The 15049-nt window shown below is 35.3% G+C and carries 16 protein-coding genes and 1 pseudogene; 6 read left to right on the top strand and 11 right to left on the bottom strand.

The genetic code is table 11. From position 1 onward, the window contains the following. Nucleotides 1-15 precede the first annotated feature (15 nt). Nucleotides 16-276 (bottom strand): YfhL family 4Fe-4S dicluster ferredoxin, encoded by a 261-nt coding sequence (locus LG402_RS14075; RefSeq protein WP_227335779.1) that lies wholly within the window; start codon nt 274-276, stop codon nt 16-18. 216 nt (nt 277-492) lie between these two features. Between LG402_RS14075 and LG402_RS14070 the strand changes: the two genes are divergently transcribed. Beyond that, nucleotides 493-1740: a tyrosine-type recombinase/integrase gene (locus LG402_RS14070; RefSeq protein ID WP_227335778.1), complete on the top strand. Its 1248-nt coding sequence runs from the start codon at nt 493-495 to the stop codon at nt 1738-1740. Nucleotides 1741-1765: 25 nt separating this feature from the next. Here LG402_RS14070 and LG402_RS14065 read toward each other — a convergent pair whose 3' ends face one another. From LG402_RS14065 to LG402_RS14055, 3 genes are read right to left on the bottom strand one after another with little or no spacing between them, the layout of a single operon-like run. Beyond that, nucleotides 1766-2668 (bottom strand): hypothetical protein, encoded by a 903-nt coding sequence (locus LG402_RS14065; RefSeq protein ID WP_227335777.1) that lies wholly within the window; start codon nt 2666-2668, stop codon nt 1766-1768. Nucleotides 2669-2717: 49 nt separating this feature from the next. After that, entirely contained in the window at nt 2718-2960 is a 243-nt protein-coding gene (locus LG402_RS14060) for a VRR-NUC domain-containing protein (RefSeq protein WP_227336968.1), read from the bottom strand. Nucleotides 2961-2966: 6 nt separating this feature from the next. Then, entirely contained in the window at nt 2967-3194 is a 228-nt protein-coding gene (locus LG402_RS14055) for an ANR family transcriptional regulator (protein WP_227335776.1), read from the bottom strand. A 106-nt stretch (nt 3195-3300) separates the two neighbouring features. Between LG402_RS14055 and LG402_RS14050 the strand changes: the two genes are divergently transcribed. Next, nucleotides 3301-3492, top strand: a complete 192-nt coding sequence (locus LG402_RS14050; protein ID WP_227335775.1) for a hypothetical protein — start codon at nt 3301-3303, stop codon at nt 3490-3492. 64 nt (nt 3493-3556) lie between these two features. On the opposite strand, the pseudogene LG402_RS22365 reads toward LG402_RS14050, so the two are convergent. Continuing rightward, a pseudogene (locus LG402_RS22365) lies at nt 3557-5217 on the bottom strand (DNA polymerase I). Nucleotides 5218-5394: 177 nt separating this feature from the next. Between LG402_RS22365 and LG402_RS14040 the strand changes: the two are divergent. Next, on the top strand, nt 5395-5961 hold the full coding sequence (locus LG402_RS14040; protein ID WP_227335773.1) for a hypothetical protein: 567 nt from the start codon (nt 5395-5397) through the stop codon (nt 5959-5961). Here LG402_RS14040 and LG402_RS14035 read toward each other — a convergent pair. Together LG402_RS14035 and LG402_RS14030 are read right to left on the bottom strand one after the other, a co-directional pair. Beyond that, a complete protein-coding gene (locus LG402_RS14035) occupies nt 5958-6506 on the bottom strand; it encodes a DUF2800 domain-containing protein (RefSeq protein ID WP_227335772.1) in 549 nt (182 codons plus the stop codon). The genes LG402_RS14040 and LG402_RS14035 overlap by 4 nt on opposite strands. Before the next feature lie 899 nt (nt 6507-7405). After that, nucleotides 7406-7690, bottom strand: a complete 285-nt coding sequence (locus LG402_RS14030) for a hypothetical protein (protein WP_227335771.1) — start codon at nt 7688-7690, stop codon at nt 7406-7408. Nucleotides 7691-7834: 144 nt separating this feature from the next. Here LG402_RS14030 and LG402_RS14025 point away from each other — a divergent pair, with 144 nt between their 5' ends. The 3 genes from LG402_RS14025 (at nt 7835) to tadA (ending at nt 10027) form a co-directional block, all read left to right on the top strand. After that, nucleotides 7835-8215 carry a hypothetical protein gene (locus tag LG402_RS14025; protein WP_227335770.1) on the top strand — a complete coding sequence of 127 codons (381 nt, stop codon included), beginning with the start codon at nt 7835-7837 and terminating at the stop codon, nt 8213-8215. Between the two features lie 538 nt (nt 8216-8753). After that, nucleotides 8754-9389 (top strand): LysE family translocator, encoded by a 636-nt coding sequence (locus LG402_RS14020; protein ID WP_166540797.1) that lies wholly within the window; start codon nt 8754-8756, stop codon nt 9387-9389. A gap of 107 nt (nt 9390-9496) precedes the next feature. Next, entirely contained in the window at nt 9497-10027 is a 531-nt protein-coding gene (tadA, locus tag LG402_RS14015; protein ID WP_109407340.1) for a tRNA adenosine(34) deaminase TadA, read from the top strand. Between the two features lie 8 nt (nt 10028-10035). Here tadA and LG402_RS14010 read toward each other — a convergent pair whose 3' ends face one another. From LG402_RS14010 to LG402_RS13995, 4 genes are read right to left on the bottom strand one after another with little or no spacing between them, the layout of a single operon-like run. Then, nucleotides 10036-10584 (bottom strand): fimbrial protein, encoded by a 549-nt coding sequence (locus LG402_RS14010; RefSeq protein WP_166540796.1) that lies wholly within the window; start codon nt 10582-10584, stop codon nt 10036-10038. Continuing rightward, nucleotides 10584-11654 (bottom strand): fimbrial protein, encoded by a 1071-nt coding sequence (locus LG402_RS14005; RefSeq protein ID WP_109407338.1) that lies wholly within the window; start codon nt 11652-11654, stop codon nt 10584-10586. The genes LG402_RS14010 and LG402_RS14005 overlap by 1 nt, the downstream gene beginning before the upstream one ends. 25 nt (nt 11655-11679) lie before the next feature. Then, entirely contained in the window at nt 11680-12444 is a 765-nt protein-coding gene (locus LG402_RS14000; protein WP_166540795.1) for a molecular chaperone, read from the bottom strand. A 36-nt stretch (nt 12445-12480) separates the two neighbouring features. Beyond that, the gene (locus tag LG402_RS13995; protein WP_166540794.1) at nt 12481-14961 is read right to left on the bottom strand and encodes a fimbria/pilus outer membrane usher protein; all 2481 of its coding nucleotides are present in this window, start codon (nt 14959-14961) and stop codon (nt 12481-12483) included. Between the last annotated feature and the right edge of the window lie 88 nt (nt 14962-15049).

Raw genomic sequence — 15049 nt, 5'->3', positions numbered from 1 at the left:
TCATGGATATAAGGTTTAGATCTTATCTGCGTGGTGGATCAACACGAATTTTTCCCATAACTCATCTTGAGATTCAGTATGAGTAGGATCAATGATGATCGTGTTAGTAATCGGACAAACCGATTGGCAAGTTGGTTTATCGTAATGTCCTACACATTCAGTGCAAAGATCAGGATTAATTTCATAAATATCATCCCCCATTGAAATAGCATCATTTGGACACTCTGGTTCACACATATCGCAGTTGATACAGCGTTTTGTAATTAATAAAGACATATCAATAATTTACATTTAATTAAGTTAATAATCAGTAACTTATATCTTGCACCTATTAGTTACTATCGTCTGTTACTTGTGTTTTTATACAGTATGATTTACATTGAATAACTCAAATCCGTAACACAAAACCGCAACACATACTGTTTTTACTGCTCTTAAAATACCTAATGTGTGAGCTTTAAGTTTAATGTGTTGAAATAACGGAGTATTTCAATGTCAAATCTAGCAACACAAAAGCAAAAAACACCAGATAACGATGAATATACAGACGCTCTTAGTCGTTGGGAGTCATGTAAGCCACCTTACACAAGTACACACATAAGAATCTGTGTTACTGCCGTCAAAACCATTTTAAAGCATATCAATAAACCACGTCGCTCTAAATATGAAAAAGAGCACTACTTGCGTATTGATTTTAGTAAGGCGGGTAAGGTTACCATATACGCGGAATATCCTAAACACATGGATATAAAAGGTCAGAAATTAGGGGAATGGCCAGAGCTATCATTACCAATAGCACGAGAGAAAGCGAAAGTATTAGCTGAAGAAGGGCTAAGTGCTGAATCTGTTCATCAGCTATTAGATCTTTATGAAAAAGATTTAGCAGGGAAAGTCGAACGCTCAAAGTTAAGTGAAAATAGTTTTTATACTTATCGTTGCAGAGTAAAGCAACTGAAGCTAACGTTCGGATCGCGTGAAGTTTTTAGTGATGTGAAATACTCACGATTAGTAGAAATATTGGATAATTGGATACAAACAAAATCAAATAATCATGCATTAGAGTTATTTGCTGAGATGCGCCGATTTTGGAAATATGCATCCCCCATTTATTCTAATGGAAGAAATATTGCGTCGAGCATTCCTGATGATTATGTGTCATCACGGGTGCAGAAACCCATGCCAACGAAACGATATACTGATATTGAGTCCATTGCCACTTTATGGATGAACGTTGCTTCAAGCACCTCTACGCATCAAAAAAATGCAGTTAGATATATGATCCTCACTGGAGTTAGACCAATCAATGTTGTCAATTTAAAGTGGGAATATGTTGATTTAGATAACTTAGAAATAACTTACCCGGCTGGTTTAATTGGTATGCGTGGTGCAATGAAAACGCAAAAAGAGTTTAGAGTGCCAATTACAAAGGCAATGAAAAGCTTACTCGAGGAACAATTAGCTTGGAAAAATTCCACTGTTAATTGCAATAAAGAATATGTTTTCCTACAACCTAGAGATCCACAATTAGCGTTTTCTAAACGTTCACTTGATAAACTAGTTAAAACATATAGCCCTGAAGGAGCTGTCAAAGGGGTTGTTCATGAAGGAACCGTGAAAGGAAAATCGGGTGCTTTTAATACTATGTGCCGTAAGTTTTTTAAAAGTAATATAATTGCACAAATGCGACAAAAAGGCTTTTCACGTTTTTATACCAAAAAAGAGAATTTCTATTATGAATAGAAATTCTCCTCAATAAACAATATGTCTAATTAGTATCAAAGAAATTATTAATAATGCCTTGCAGTCTAAATCTTTGTATAGGTTCTAACTTTTTTGGAAAGACTAACAAAATTTCGTCATCTGCATCACCTTGAGTTGCAAGTGATACAGAGTAGCCATTTTTATTTAATAGATTACACACTTTATCTAATGTTGCATGCTCGTTAGGTTTCTTGAAAGAATATTCATATCCCATCGGTGGTATTTGAACACTATTTTTAGAGGATAAGGACTGGTTTAAATGAGATTTGCCCTTTATATCACTCAGGATTAAACTTCTTAATTCTTTAATTTCAGAAGCAAGAAATTCAGTACTAGATACTTCTTTTTCGTCTAATTTTGCAACTTTAAATGTTCCGAAATGTTTTAAGAATGTAGTGAAGTGAGGATTATCCTCAGCCTTTTTGAGTGTTTCAACTATTTTGTTTTTTAGTTTTTCTTGAAAATCATTTATTGATTGGTATCTTAAATCAGCGGGGTATTCTAAATGTTCTATTGGGGAAATATCGAAGCTATATGGAGTTTTATTATCTTTTATAATTATAGTAGGTTTATCAAAGGCTAAGCGCATACCTAATTCAAACATTACGTTTGCATTTCTACTGCTTATATCACATATAACAATAGGATTTGAGTATATATTTTGTATAATTCTTTTCTGTATAACTCCAATGTCTCCATCAAAGCTTACTAGATTAGGCTTGAAGTTAGCTAAAGTAGCCGCTTTACACACGATAGAATACACATCATCCCAGTGTCCAGCAGGGTATCCATCGGTATTTGCTATAGGCATTATGATCCCACAGATAGGTGACTCAACCTCGCTTTCTGAATTAGCGGAGCTATTAATATCCTGTTCGGTTTCAACAACAGTCTTATTCTTTGTCATATTTACTATCCTTGATTAATAAATATTGACTATCTTATTATTTAATTTATTAAATTCCAGTTAAATCCTTGCTATCTAAAACGACAACATGAAAACCTAATGCAAAAAGCCTCACGTGTTCCCGTAACTGATCGAGTCGAGGCTTTTCTCCAGGAGTTTTGTGCTCAACAAAAATGATTTTTCCATTTGGCAAAAGTACGATACTATCTGGCACACTTTTATGACCAGGTGAAGTAAATTTATAAGTGATACCGTCTGCTTTTTTCACTTCGTTTACTAAGTGCCTTTCGATTACATTTCACGTACTTTGTTCATAGTTAGTGCCTTTGTACGTTTCGCGTTTAAGTTGCTTCAGACAAAAATCAGAGCATCGTTCACTTAAAATTTGATTTTTTCTTGCAGGTGCGAATCGGTGTGCTTGTAACCAAGCTGTAGCAGTCTCGAAGTATTTCCCCGCTTGCTTAAGACGAATAGCATCCCGAACCGCGCGGGAATACAACGGGTTATCGTTGTTTTTGAATGTCATATAATTTTACCAATGATTGCAATCAAACTAGATCATGATCATTTTTAATTACTAGTATTTATGGCAGTCTTAATAACCAAACTGAGGCTTTTAGGAGAATAACTACATGGCTAAAGTAAATTGTGATGTTTGTGGATATGAGTATGATGATTCGGAAATAGATTATTGCCCCCGCTGTGATGAAACAACCCCCCCTAAGGGTATCCAGTGTGAATTCTGTGATAACTTAGCGACTTCATATGTTCAAGATCATCCCGTTTGTGATGATTGCTATGATGATGCATATCCTGTTGATTAACTAATTCAGATACCGTAATAATAGATTGTTGCGGTGTCTCCATTAAATTAAGAATTAACGGTTATTATGTTTTAACCCTCCTATAGTGATAAGCTTCAAAATTCCCGGGCACTAAGCGGGAGGGCTAAAGCCTATTTGGGGCTAGCACGAGTAATTCAGATAAATGTTCATAGTTAAATTTGGGGTTATCGAGTGCTTCGGTCAACATCTCATCATGTATTGTGGGCATAATGTCATGACCATGGTCTTCAATAGTCGGTATGTTTCCCGCGAGAATATCACGTGCTACAGCTAGGGTTACATTTTCCACCAATTTCCCGCCGTAGGTTTTCAAACGTTGCAATTTGTGGCTATATGGATTAACTCTCATATAACTGACTTGACCATTATCATTATGCGGCGATGGGTAACAGACTGCATTACCCGAAGGTAAAACGATATGTAACCATGCTTTATCGCGCCTAGTTTTAAGCTTATGACATGGGAAGGTTATATCTGGTGAAGCAATTGCACGACGGACGGTGTCTTTCTAACTCATACTAAAAAGGAGACCATTTCAGGGTGTGTGTTTCGCTACATACACTTAAGTGAATCGCAGGTGATAAACACTGTTTCACAGAGACCATAGGTTTTCTTGGTTTCAACAGACTTGTGATACCAGTTAAGTGCATCATGTTTCACTTTTGGTAGAATACTAGGTAAGGTAGCTTCGGATTGAATGTTCTAGCATAAGCCAATTTATAGAGGTTAGCACCAATTCCTTTATCAAAATCACTAAATGCTGTAATTATCCACGTTTCATCGGCTAGCCAAGCGAGCATACGACCTAGATATTAGAAAGGTCAGATACGACTAGCTTTTGCCCTCAGGCACTATTATACAACCTTGGTCAAGTGGTGACCTTGGTAAATTTTACGGCTGAAATAATCGACCCGCCCAACACCCAGTACGTGAAGCATCGCAAAATTGCAAAATATTCTACGCAAACGACCATCTGAACTTATGCCATTCATTAGCACTTTGTATTTACTGTTGTTGGTGGTACTGGTCTGTAGCAAATGGCTAATAGTTCACGCAGACTAAAGAAATATCTGGATCATTGATACGATGCTCTAAAGTACTTTTTTTGCATGTCAGGCAGGTCAACACTAAAAGCGGTAGAAATATATTGTAGCAGAGCATCACGCTGTGTTGCCGTTTACACTTCATTATCGGTTAGTTCTTGGGTTAATTTTACTAAGTTCTTTTGTTCAATCTCAACCGCTTCAATTGCGGAAGTAGCTAGTTTAATATCCATACAAACACAGCGTTCGTTAATTCGTCGGCCATGATGTCGGTGTTCTAACTCATTATCACGATAGTTCCAGCTTGGTTAACGCTTATGTACTTTACGCATGGCTTCAATATCAAGCACAGCGTAAGCAACAAAATGTTTCCACTCTTCAGGATGGGGTTTGCTAGTGGCGCGGTGTAATGCTGAGTTTTTAGGGTGAAGTTTACAGAATAATTGTATTAACACTTTACTTTTTTATTTTTAGCTTTATCCAATGGAGCGCAAGTACTTAACATAACGCCCCTAAAATACGGGGTAAACCGTGTACGAGTGCTTAAGCCATGGTATCATCTCGCTAGCTGCTTGATACTGCTATGATAAGCATCGTGTGGTCAAAAGGGCTAAATAATGATGTTAGGAGCTGCTAATGCTTCTTTTAATGTGGTAGGCATAAATGATTTATTTGTAATATCCCAAACGTTAACCTAATCGCTGTTTAAAGCCCCAGCAAAAAGTATAATTTCAAAAGTTTCAGAATAAGAATGCGTATCATATTTAATGAGCTTTCCACTGAATGTTTCGAGGTTGAGCCAGAGTATATTTTTAATAATGTTTAGAGGGTATGGGTTATGAGTAGTAAATATGAATGGGTAGCGATAGGTATTGCGGTTGTATCATTACTTGTATCTATATCTGCGACTTCGTTTAATTATTTAGGAAATAAAAGTCAGGAGGCTAATTTTATTCGAGCAGTTCAGCCTCATATTTCTCTTGTTCCCCAAGCAGACCCTAGTAATAACGGGGTAGGTTTTTACTTTTACAATGATGGTCCTGGTGTTGGCTATATTGAAAATCTAATAGTTATTAATAAAAATGGCCAAAAATTTGATTTATCCGATACTAGTGAGAAAAGCCCTGCGACAGCGTTAGCAGATATAATTGGATTTAATCAAACTTGTTTAAGAATGGGTTTTCCGAAAAAAGGAAATTCGTTAGCTGTAGATAAAATGGAACCGTTAATTGCGATTAGCACTCCACCAATTATCCGAACAGAGTGCAATGAATACTTAAGTGAAATGGTGCAATACACAAAAAATAAAACATATAACTTTCAAGTTGAAATGGTTTATCGCTCAAGTTATGGGAAGAAATACAGTTATTCCTTCCCATCTAATGTAACAAAAGAACTAGATTAAGGATTCTTCCTCATTAGCTTTTCGGTTTGAGTTGGACTAATCAACTTCATGCTGTACATTTCTTCATGCTTAAGTCTGAAGCTTTTTAATGTGGATTCAGCTTCGGTTTCATCGCCCCATGTACGGCTACCTAATGTATTGGTGACCAGTTTTAAGCCTGGTACAGTGTGTCTTGCGTTGAGTTCGTCATCGATATAAGTACGAGAGTTCTTACAGAAGTTCGCTACAAAATCGAGAACTTTATAAATTTCGGCTAACTGTGAAGGTTCAAGTATAGTGATACGCTGTGGTGCTTTGGTAGCACATAAACCGCTTTTAGCTTTATAAAAGCGACATTGTTTGTCAATAGGGGAGAAACAGATTATTGGCAGCGTATCAACACCTTCACACTCCGCTATTGGGCAGATAACAACTGCTTCCACAGTGGTTTCTTTTGCTCGTTCATCAAAGGCAATCAGTTCATCAACCGTTAGCACCCATTCTAAAACGTGATTTAAGCGTATTTGATGGATGAACAAGCGAACAATTTTGAAGTCATAAAGCATGCTGAACTAGTCTAAAGAACCTAAGGCATAAAGTTGTAATCAATGGTAAAGACAAGTAGATATTACATCATGGTGTGTATATTTATCTGTCATTCAAATTTAAGCAAAATAAAACAGTTATAAAAATCAACAGGGGAATTCTGTGACTCTGGATGGGATATACTACCGATTATAATTTTTCAAATAATTTTATTGTTGTAAAATATACTTTTTTAATACATATCCTACACGGACACCATATTTAGAGTCCGTTATTGAGAATATAAATTAAGTAATTTATTTTTTTGAACTTGAAATTCTTCTTCCGTTAGTACGCCACTTTTTTTATTTTTCCTAACTTTTCTAATTTAGATAGCAAGTCATCACTATTGTTATTTGAGGATTGTGATAATGAGTTATTTATTTAGATAGGACAATATCAACTAATGGTTGTACTGAGTTTTTTTGCAGTGTTCCAACTATCGTAAATAGTATCTGAAATATTAATTTTTATTTTACCTTCAGCTATTCCGGAAGGGGGGAATTGAAGTAATTGCATCATAATTTACAGAAGATGAATCAATTTTTTATGAAATAGACCACTTTTTTATGTAAAAATAACTCATTTATCTGTAGGAATAATTAGCCAAACATTAGATTTAATAAGGCCACTATTAACACATAAGACCGTTTCACCAGTATTTAATAACTCAGGTAATCTAGTGAAAATATCGAAAACACTCATCGTTAATTTATAGCATTGTTAATGCTGTAAGTCGATCAAATTCTTCTTTTAATTGTTTTTATCGAATTGTTTTAAATCTATCATGATCTCTCTTTTTATCTAAATACTAAAGAAAACTTAATGGAAATAGCTACTAACAAACTCATAAGTAACAAGCGAGAAAGATGGTTTTAAATTACTCAAACAACATAAATTTTTTTATGTTTTTTAACGTTAGCACCATATTTTTATGATTGAGATACTTTTCCAACTTCTCAAACAAATCCCTCGCTACATCCTCTGTGATATACGTTCTCATCGGTTCCCGTCTAACATCCTTCATTTCAAACGTATTCTTATCAAACCTTGGATCAGAAAAGACAATGTCCATAAACAGGTAACCACAAGGGTTATCAGCAGATAAACGAGTCTTTTCTAACTGAGCAATATATTCAGCATTATTGATTTCCAGTTTAATCATGGTATCACTTATTTTGCTGTGTTTTTATACAGTTTTTGTGTAAGATAATGGGTATAATGTAAAAAGTTCACTATTGTTATATATCTTACTTGTTTAAAAAAAATTAAGTAATATGCTGACTATAAATCATGGAGCAATAACTAAATGAGCCGTAACATAGAACAAGAAGAAAGAGATTTGCTTGCTGATATTATAAATAAAGATCTACTATCAGATAATGCGTGTACATTTAAGTTATATTTTTCAGCAAAAACCAATGATATTAATCGGTTGCAGGAAATAGCAGATAGATTGTGTGTTGATGTAACGTCAAAAGTTGATGCATCAAACGAATTTAAATCAAAAAAAACAGGATGGCGCAAGCAGAATTTTAGAATTGTCGCTACAGATGTATCAACAGGATTTTTAAAACCATTTGCTATATTTACTACTTACTATGAAGATATTGGAGATTATTTTCCGATTGAATTAGCTTACCGAGCAGTATCTTTAGTTATTAACTCTAAAGAGTTTACAATAGATTAAAAATATAGATTTTTTGTGTCATATATATTAAGTATCTGCTATAAGTGAAACTGTTCTGTATTACTGAGAACTACAATATTCATTGTTAATTAAAAATAATAGAAAAGTAAATCACAATACAAGATATTAATTTATTGATTTATAATATATTTTATCTAATTGATACACATATCACAATTGATGCATTTCTTCGTAATTAGTAAAGCCATATCAGTCACTTAATATATAAATTATTAAATTTCAGTGACTTATATCTTGCACTTATATGTTAAATGTATAATTATTACTAATACAATTTAGTCATTGTATTTATTTTGATCTTAAATATCTGCATTGTTAATGATTCTATTTTACCTATTTAATAGGTGTATATTTTGCAGAGTAAAAAACCTCGCAAGAGTAAAATTTATCTTATGAGTCGTAAAATATCAGATAGACTATAAAAAAATATTTTTTATTATGGGCATATTTTGTGGTATCCCGCACACCTAACACTCTGTTATTGATGTTAAATAATGCAATAAATAAGGGGTGTATTATGCCAACACTGTTTAATATGTGGACATTTGCGCTTTTGTCCTTGGGTTTGGTATTAACACCAGGCCCTAATATGATTTACCTGATTTCACGCTCAATCTCTCAAGGGAAAAAAGCTGGATTTATTTCATTAATCGGTGTGGCTGTTGGCTATATTTTTTATATGTTATTAGCTGCATTTGGTATTACGGCTATTTTTATGGCGGTACCTTATGCTTACGATACATTAAAAATTTGTGGTGCTATTTATCTGTTTTATATTGCTTGGCAGTCGATTAAACCTGGTGGACGCTCTATCTTTCATCCGAAAAAACTCCTTTCAGGTAATACGACAAAGCTTTTTGTAATGGGATTTGTCACTAATCTTCTCAATCCTAAAATCGCATTGATGTACCTTTCACTTCTACCTCAATTTATAACTATTGGGAATGGTAGTGTATTAAATCAGTCATTAGTCCTTGGTAGTATCCAAATTATTATTAGTATTACAGTGAATGCCTTGATTGTTATTGCTGCGGGATCAATCGCTGGATTCTTTATGCAAAGACCACGCTGGGCATTAATTCAACGTTGGTTTATGGCGACAATCTTAGGGGCTTTAGCTATAAAATTAGCCACAGAAGCGCGCGTAAACTAAAGTTTTATCTTGCTATCTTTGTCATAAACAATTCAAGACAATCTCTTTAGTTATCAATAGAAAACAGGGTACAATATCCCGCTATATGATAATGAAGAGATATCCTTGTGAATAAAGTTAAAGATGATATTTATTGGATGCATAAAGCGATTGAGCAAGCGCAAAAAGCACAAGAAATCGGTGAAATACCGGTGGGCGCTGTATTAGTCGTTGATAATAAAATCATTGCTAAAGGATGGAATCATTCAATTATTGATAACGATCCCACGGCACACGCAGAGATTATGGCGTTACGCAAAGGGGGAAAGCATTTACAAAATTATCGTCTCCTTGATGCTACTCTCTATATTACTCTCGAGCCTTGTGTGATGTGTGCTGGAGCGATTGTACATAGCCGTGTAAAACGCGTGGTTTATGGTGCATCCGATCTAAAAACAGGTGCTGCTGGCTCATTTATTGATATCTTACAGCATCCGGGAATGAACCATAAAGTTGAGATAACGTCAGGTGTATTAGGTGAAGAGTGTTCACAGCTTTTAAGCCAATTTTTTAAGATGAGAAGGGCTGAAAAGAAACAACTTAAAAAGCAAAAGAATAGCCCTGTTTTAGTCAATACAGAACAAGCTACAAAAGAATAAATATCTGTTTACTGATAATTAAGGGTATAGGTTGCTTGTGCTTGAAAAGGGCCTGTTAGCAATGTTTGATTTTTCAGTGCAGAGGGTGATGCCTCAACATACGTCATAAAATTAAACTGAATACGTTTATTATTAAGAAGTCGAGTTGTGCTCGGCTTTTTTAATTGAATAACATTGCGTTGCACATCAGTAAATACAATCCCGATACTTTTAGGATCTTCAGATCCTGTACCAACAACGGCAAGATGATTCGACATAGTTGGATGCTCTTTCCCATCAAGTGTAATTGTGACACTTTTATAAATATCTTGGCTGCAATTTTCTAAACTAATACTAAAAGCAACGGGTTCACTTTTTTGAAAGGTATAGAGATCTTTGGCGGATATCTGCTTAAAATCGATTACCTTATTTTCATCACCAGCAACTATGGTACAACCATGTGCAACCACAACGCCTTTAAACTCCATATCACCACCAATCAGCTCTGTCGCAGCAAAGGTAGAAGGTGATAGTAACAATAAAAGAAAAATAGCAGATTTTATTATTGGATTTTCCATTACATAAACTCCGCAACTAATGTGGCATGTGCTGAAAACTCACCTTCTGTGATTTTGCTCCCTGCCTTTGCAATCGGAGCAGCAGTGACTTCCCAATTACCTTTAAAATTATTCAGCTTCCCGACAGAAAAATATTTATTAGGTGGCACAATCGTTCCTGATTTATCTCTTAAAACAATACCTAAATTTGTTCTATCTACAGGTCCTGTTGTACCAAGATAATTAGGATTAAAGCTGGCAACACCTGAGCTTCCTGTTTGAATTTTAAACATAATTCGACTGTTAGGGTTAGTAAAACTACCACCTTCACATTTTATTGGAATATTGCGTGTGATTTTATAGTTTTGGCCATTTAAATAGTCAGAAGTATTACCAACATTGCCAAAATCAAAGGTAATTGGAGAGCCATTATTAAATATGCATCTATCTTCAGTGGTTAAGATCCCTGAACTAATCACTAATTTTGAAATTGGTTCAGGGCCATACTCTTGATATAAGCCATTACCTACACGGGCATACATTTGCGCTACAGCTTGCCCTGTTAATGAAACCCCATTAATAATCGGTTTTTTCAGACGAAATACTAATACACCGCTACTTCCGGATGACATGTTGGGTTTTGGTGATTCAGGAACGCGACAACCTTGTTGCCCATTTCGATTGTTCGGCTTTTCAATAAAAGGAACTGTAGGAAGTGTTTCTGGGCCCCAAATAGAAAACTTGATCTGAACATCGACGTATTCATTAAGTTCATAGTAATTATTGCCTAAATAGCGTAGGTCAGAATTCGCCATATAATAAGTGCGAGAATTCGGAACTAAGGGATCTTTAGGACAATAAACCGTTGCTAAATATCTATCAGGTAAAGAAAAATTTACTGTGGCAGTTTCACCGGGTCTGTTATTAGGAAATGTTGCGTTATTTAACTCAACTCTAAAAATATTAGGTCCTCCGACAGTGCGAACTTCACCATGAATATAAGCAGATGCCACAATCGGAGTACATAATATTGCGCCAGTAAAAAATAATTTTAGCGTATTGAAATAAAAATTTGCTGTTGTTGGTTTCATTTTATTCCTACCGGCGTCAAGTTGATTAATATTTTGGTTGTTGTTCTTTCGGTGCCACTTTGCAGCTGTTTTGTTGGCAAACAAATTTCAATTCAGGATGTCCACCATAATCATTTACATACATCATATAAAATTGATTGACGCCATTGGTTTTAACTGGAATTTCCAGTGATGATTTAGGTGCAACCATTAAACCAGGGAATGTGGTTAACTTATCGCTATCTTCACCATTTAATTTATTCGAAAGACCAATAATAGTGATGTAGTAAGGTGTTGGATTTTCTGCGATAAATTGATTATTTTGTTTCTTAAATACCAACTGATCTTGCCAAACCATGCCCGGTTTTTCAGGAATAATAGCCGTAGGTCGATAGAATAATTTGATTCGTGACTGCATTGCCATTTGCAACACATTCGCTTGTTTTGGTGCTGGTGGAATTTCACGAACGTTTAAATAAAACAATGATTCTCTATCTTGTGGCAAAAGCCCAATCTCTGCAGTTTTAGTTATTCTTACAACCCCTTTTTGGTCACCATCAAGACGTTGTAAAGGAGGAAGCGCCACTAAAGGAGAGGCAATTTTTTGCCCATGTTCATTTTCAACCCATGATTGAGCCAAAAATGGAATATCAGGGCTAGTATTTTTTAAATTTACGCTGGCTGAATTTTCACTACCAGTTAACACGATCCGTGTTCTATCTAATGACACACCAGCTTGTGTTGTATTCACCATGCTTAATGCAAGTAGTGAACCGCAAAAAAGTGTTTTAAGTGTGTTGAATGAGTTCATACATTTATCTCTAGTAATTCATTTTGTTCATTAAAATCACTGACATAATAACAATTCACGTTTTAGTGGATCGTTAATGGTTGCCGGGATCGTAATCGTACATTGGGTTTTACCACCCCAGATCACGTTTAATGATTCATTGAGGTTAACACCCGCAATATAAACTAGGCCTTCTTCCATCACCATTCCCATATTTTCACCATCTTTATTAGTGACGTCAGCACCAAACGGCGGATATTTTTGATCAGCTGTTTGTAAGATAGCCATTAGACGTTCACCTTGACGCACTGGGAATGTGTAGTAACCAATAGCCCCTTCAGTTAATGTTGTGGAGGTGATGGCTTTATGTGTTTCAATATTTGAATCCATTTTATCAACATCAATACGCGCATCAACGTTGTTATAGCTGGTTAAGTCAGTAATTACCCCAATACCAAATAGATTTGTTGTCGTACTTTGGTTATTAAACGGCACACCTGGGACGCCATCTGTATCAACCATCATTCGAGCTGTACTGGATGTCATGCTGCTACTATGTAATGCAGCTCCATGACGAGTAGCTGTAAATCCGCCTTTTACTGTCGCACCTACAGCAACATAATTATCTTGTTGATAGCTTGCATTAGCGTTAATTTCAGCATATTGCGAACGGTGTTGATAATAACCATCAGTATTGGCTTTATGGTCTGAACTTAACCCCGCACGGACACGCCACAAATTATTATAATTGCTATTATCAGAATAAGAGGCCATTTGGTTCACTTTTCCGTTACTGTCTTGCAGGCTATAACCTATATTTTTGCCACTACCTAATGGAACTGAAATATTGAAAGAAATACTGTCATCAGTATTTCCTTTATGCTGAGTACGGAATGCAGACAAGTTAGTGTTAATCTGCTCTATACCCATAATCGAAAAGTTACGGCTTACCGTTACACCATATTGTTCTTGTGTATTTTTATCCCAATAATTTTGATGACGATAAGAAAGATAAAGTGTTGTTGATTTTTCAGTATCATCAGCCCAGAAAGTTTTGTTACCAGTAATGGTATACATCTCTTTTTCATAACCATTGTTATTGATAGCGTTGTAACGCTCATCAATATATTGAGAAAAAGAACGGAATGTTTTCTCTGAAAAACGATAGCCTGCAAAAGTAATTGTACTATGGTATTCATCGAATGTTTTCGCATAGTTCAGTTTGAATGACATTCCGTTGATATTTTCATTATCATAGGTTTGGCTATAAGATTGAGTTACATCACCAGAAAGCGTACCTAGGCGCCCCATATCGTGACCTAAACCTAATGACCACGCATTGTAATCTTTAGCTGTTAATAAAACACCACCATACAGTGACCATGTGTTATTCATTCCCCATGAAAAATCACCTTGATAAAAAATAGGGCCTTGCATTTTATGGTTGTTGAGTGATGGCTGACCGATTGATGTGTTATAACGCACTGAACCAGGGCGTGTCATATACGGTAAATTAGCTGTTTGCACTTGAAATTCGTTTACTTTGCCGTTTTGTTCTTCCACTCGAACATCTAATTGACCTTGTACCGTATCTTGTAAATGTTTAATAACAAAAGGGCCAGCAGGAACAGTGGTTTCATAAATTAAGCGACCATTTTGAGTGACGGTAACTTTAGCATTAGTATTTGCAATACCATGAATTTCTGGTGCATAACCTTGCAAAGATGGTGGCAACATTCTTTCATCACTTTGGATATTGGCGCCAGTAAAACGAAAACTATCAAAAACTTGGGAATTTAAATACGTTTCACCTAACGTTAATTTAGCTGCTTGAGTGGGCAGTGGTTTGTAGGCGTAGATCTGATTCCAATCAAAGCTATTGTTTGATGAGTATTCAGATGAATAATTTCCTTGGTATTCAGCGCGTAAACGCCATTCACCAAAGTTAATACCCGCTTGCCCATAGCCTGTCAGCGAGTTGTTATTGTTACCTTTATTAGGACGTGTTGATGTTCCTGTTAAGGTATAGTCAAGTAACACCCCTGATACACCTGGGTCCCATAATTCGGGAGGAGTCCAGTCTGCATCTTCGTATTTCATTAATGAACGAGGAATAACAATATCAAGAATACCGCCATCATTTTTGATGGAGATACCAGGTAATTGATTGATATTGAAGCAATCAGGGGAAATTTCTTCGATAAATTTTTGATTTTCTTCGTTAATGGTTAATTTTTTTAGAAGAGAAGGGTCAATACAAGCAACAGAATAATTAGGTTTTACTTCAACATAATTAATGTTTTGGCGAGGGAAATCACGTCCATTTATACGGATATCCAAATAGTACATACCAGGAATAATGTAATTAGAAGTTGCAAAGCGAGACAGATCGACATTATCTCTATCTTCAGCATCTAACATGTGAATGTTAAATTCCACAGAATCATCTTGCTCGGCTTGAGCGAAAAACGCTAAGCACAATAGCAAAATGGCACAAATGTTTTTCCATATTGTGCTGTGAAAATAAGAAATTAACATGAATAAACGCCTAATTATTAATTAAATAGAAACTAATTAATTAAATAATGAATATTTATTTAATTACTTTTTATTTTTATTTTTATTT

It is taken from the genome of Proteus sp. NMG38-2 (genome assembly GCF_020640995.1).
Lineage (GTDB): Bacteria > Pseudomonadota > Gammaproteobacteria > Enterobacterales > Enterobacteriaceae > Proteus.
This window is presented reverse-complemented; position numbering and strand designations above follow the sequence as displayed.

Bases quoted from the DNA above. Each gene is read 5' to 3' on its own strand.
- LG402_RS14035 (WP_227335772.1), bottom strand. From the start codon at position 6,506: ATGCTTTATGACTTCAAAATTGTTCGCTTGTTCATCCATCAAATACGC.
- LG402_RS13995 (WP_166540794.1), bottom strand. From the start codon at position 14,961: ATGTTAATTTCTTATTTTCACAGCACAATATGGAAAAACATTTGTGCC.
- LG402_RS14030 (WP_227335771.1), bottom strand. From the start codon at position 7,690: ATGATTAAACTGGAAATCAATAATGCTGAATATATTGCTCAGTTAGAA.
- LG402_RS14075 (WP_227335779.1), bottom strand. From the start codon at position 276: ATGTCTTTATTAATTACAAAACGCTGTATCAACTGCGATATGTGTGAA.
- LG402_RS14010 (WP_166540796.1), bottom strand. From the start codon at position 10,584: ATGGAAAATCCAATAATAAAATCTGCTATTTTTCTTTTATTGTTACTA.
- LG402_RS14055 (WP_227335776.1), bottom strand. From the start codon at position 3,194: ATGACATTCAAAAACAACGATAACCCGTTGTATTCCCGCGCGGTTCGG.
- LG402_RS14000 (WP_166540795.1), bottom strand. From the start codon at position 12,444: ATGAACTCATTCAACACACTTAAAACACTTTTTTGCGGTTCACTACTT.
- LG402_RS14020 (WP_166540797.1), top strand. From the start codon at position 8,754: ATGCCAACACTGTTTAATATGTGGACATTTGCGCTTTTGTCCTTGGGT.
- LG402_RS14005 (WP_109407338.1), bottom strand. From the start codon at position 11,654: ATGAAACCAACAACAGCAAATTTTTATTTCAATACGCTAAAATTATTT.
- LG402_RS14040 (WP_227335773.1), top strand. From the start codon at position 5,395: ATGAGTAGTAAATATGAATGGGTAGCGATAGGTATTGCGGTTGTATCA.
- LG402_RS14065 (WP_227335777.1), bottom strand. From the start codon at position 2,668: ATGACAAAGAATAAGACTGTTGTTGAAACCGAACAGGATATTAATAGC.
- LG402_RS14025 (WP_227335770.1), top strand. From the start codon at position 7,835: ATGAGCCGTAACATAGAACAAGAAGAAAGAGATTTGCTTGCTGATATT.
- LG402_RS14070 (WP_227335778.1), top strand. From the start codon at position 493: ATGTCAAATCTAGCAACACAAAAGCAAAAAACACCAGATAACGATGAA.
- LG402_RS14050 (WP_227335775.1), top strand. From the start codon at position 3,301: ATGGCTAAAGTAAATTGTGATGTTTGTGGATATGAGTATGATGATTCG.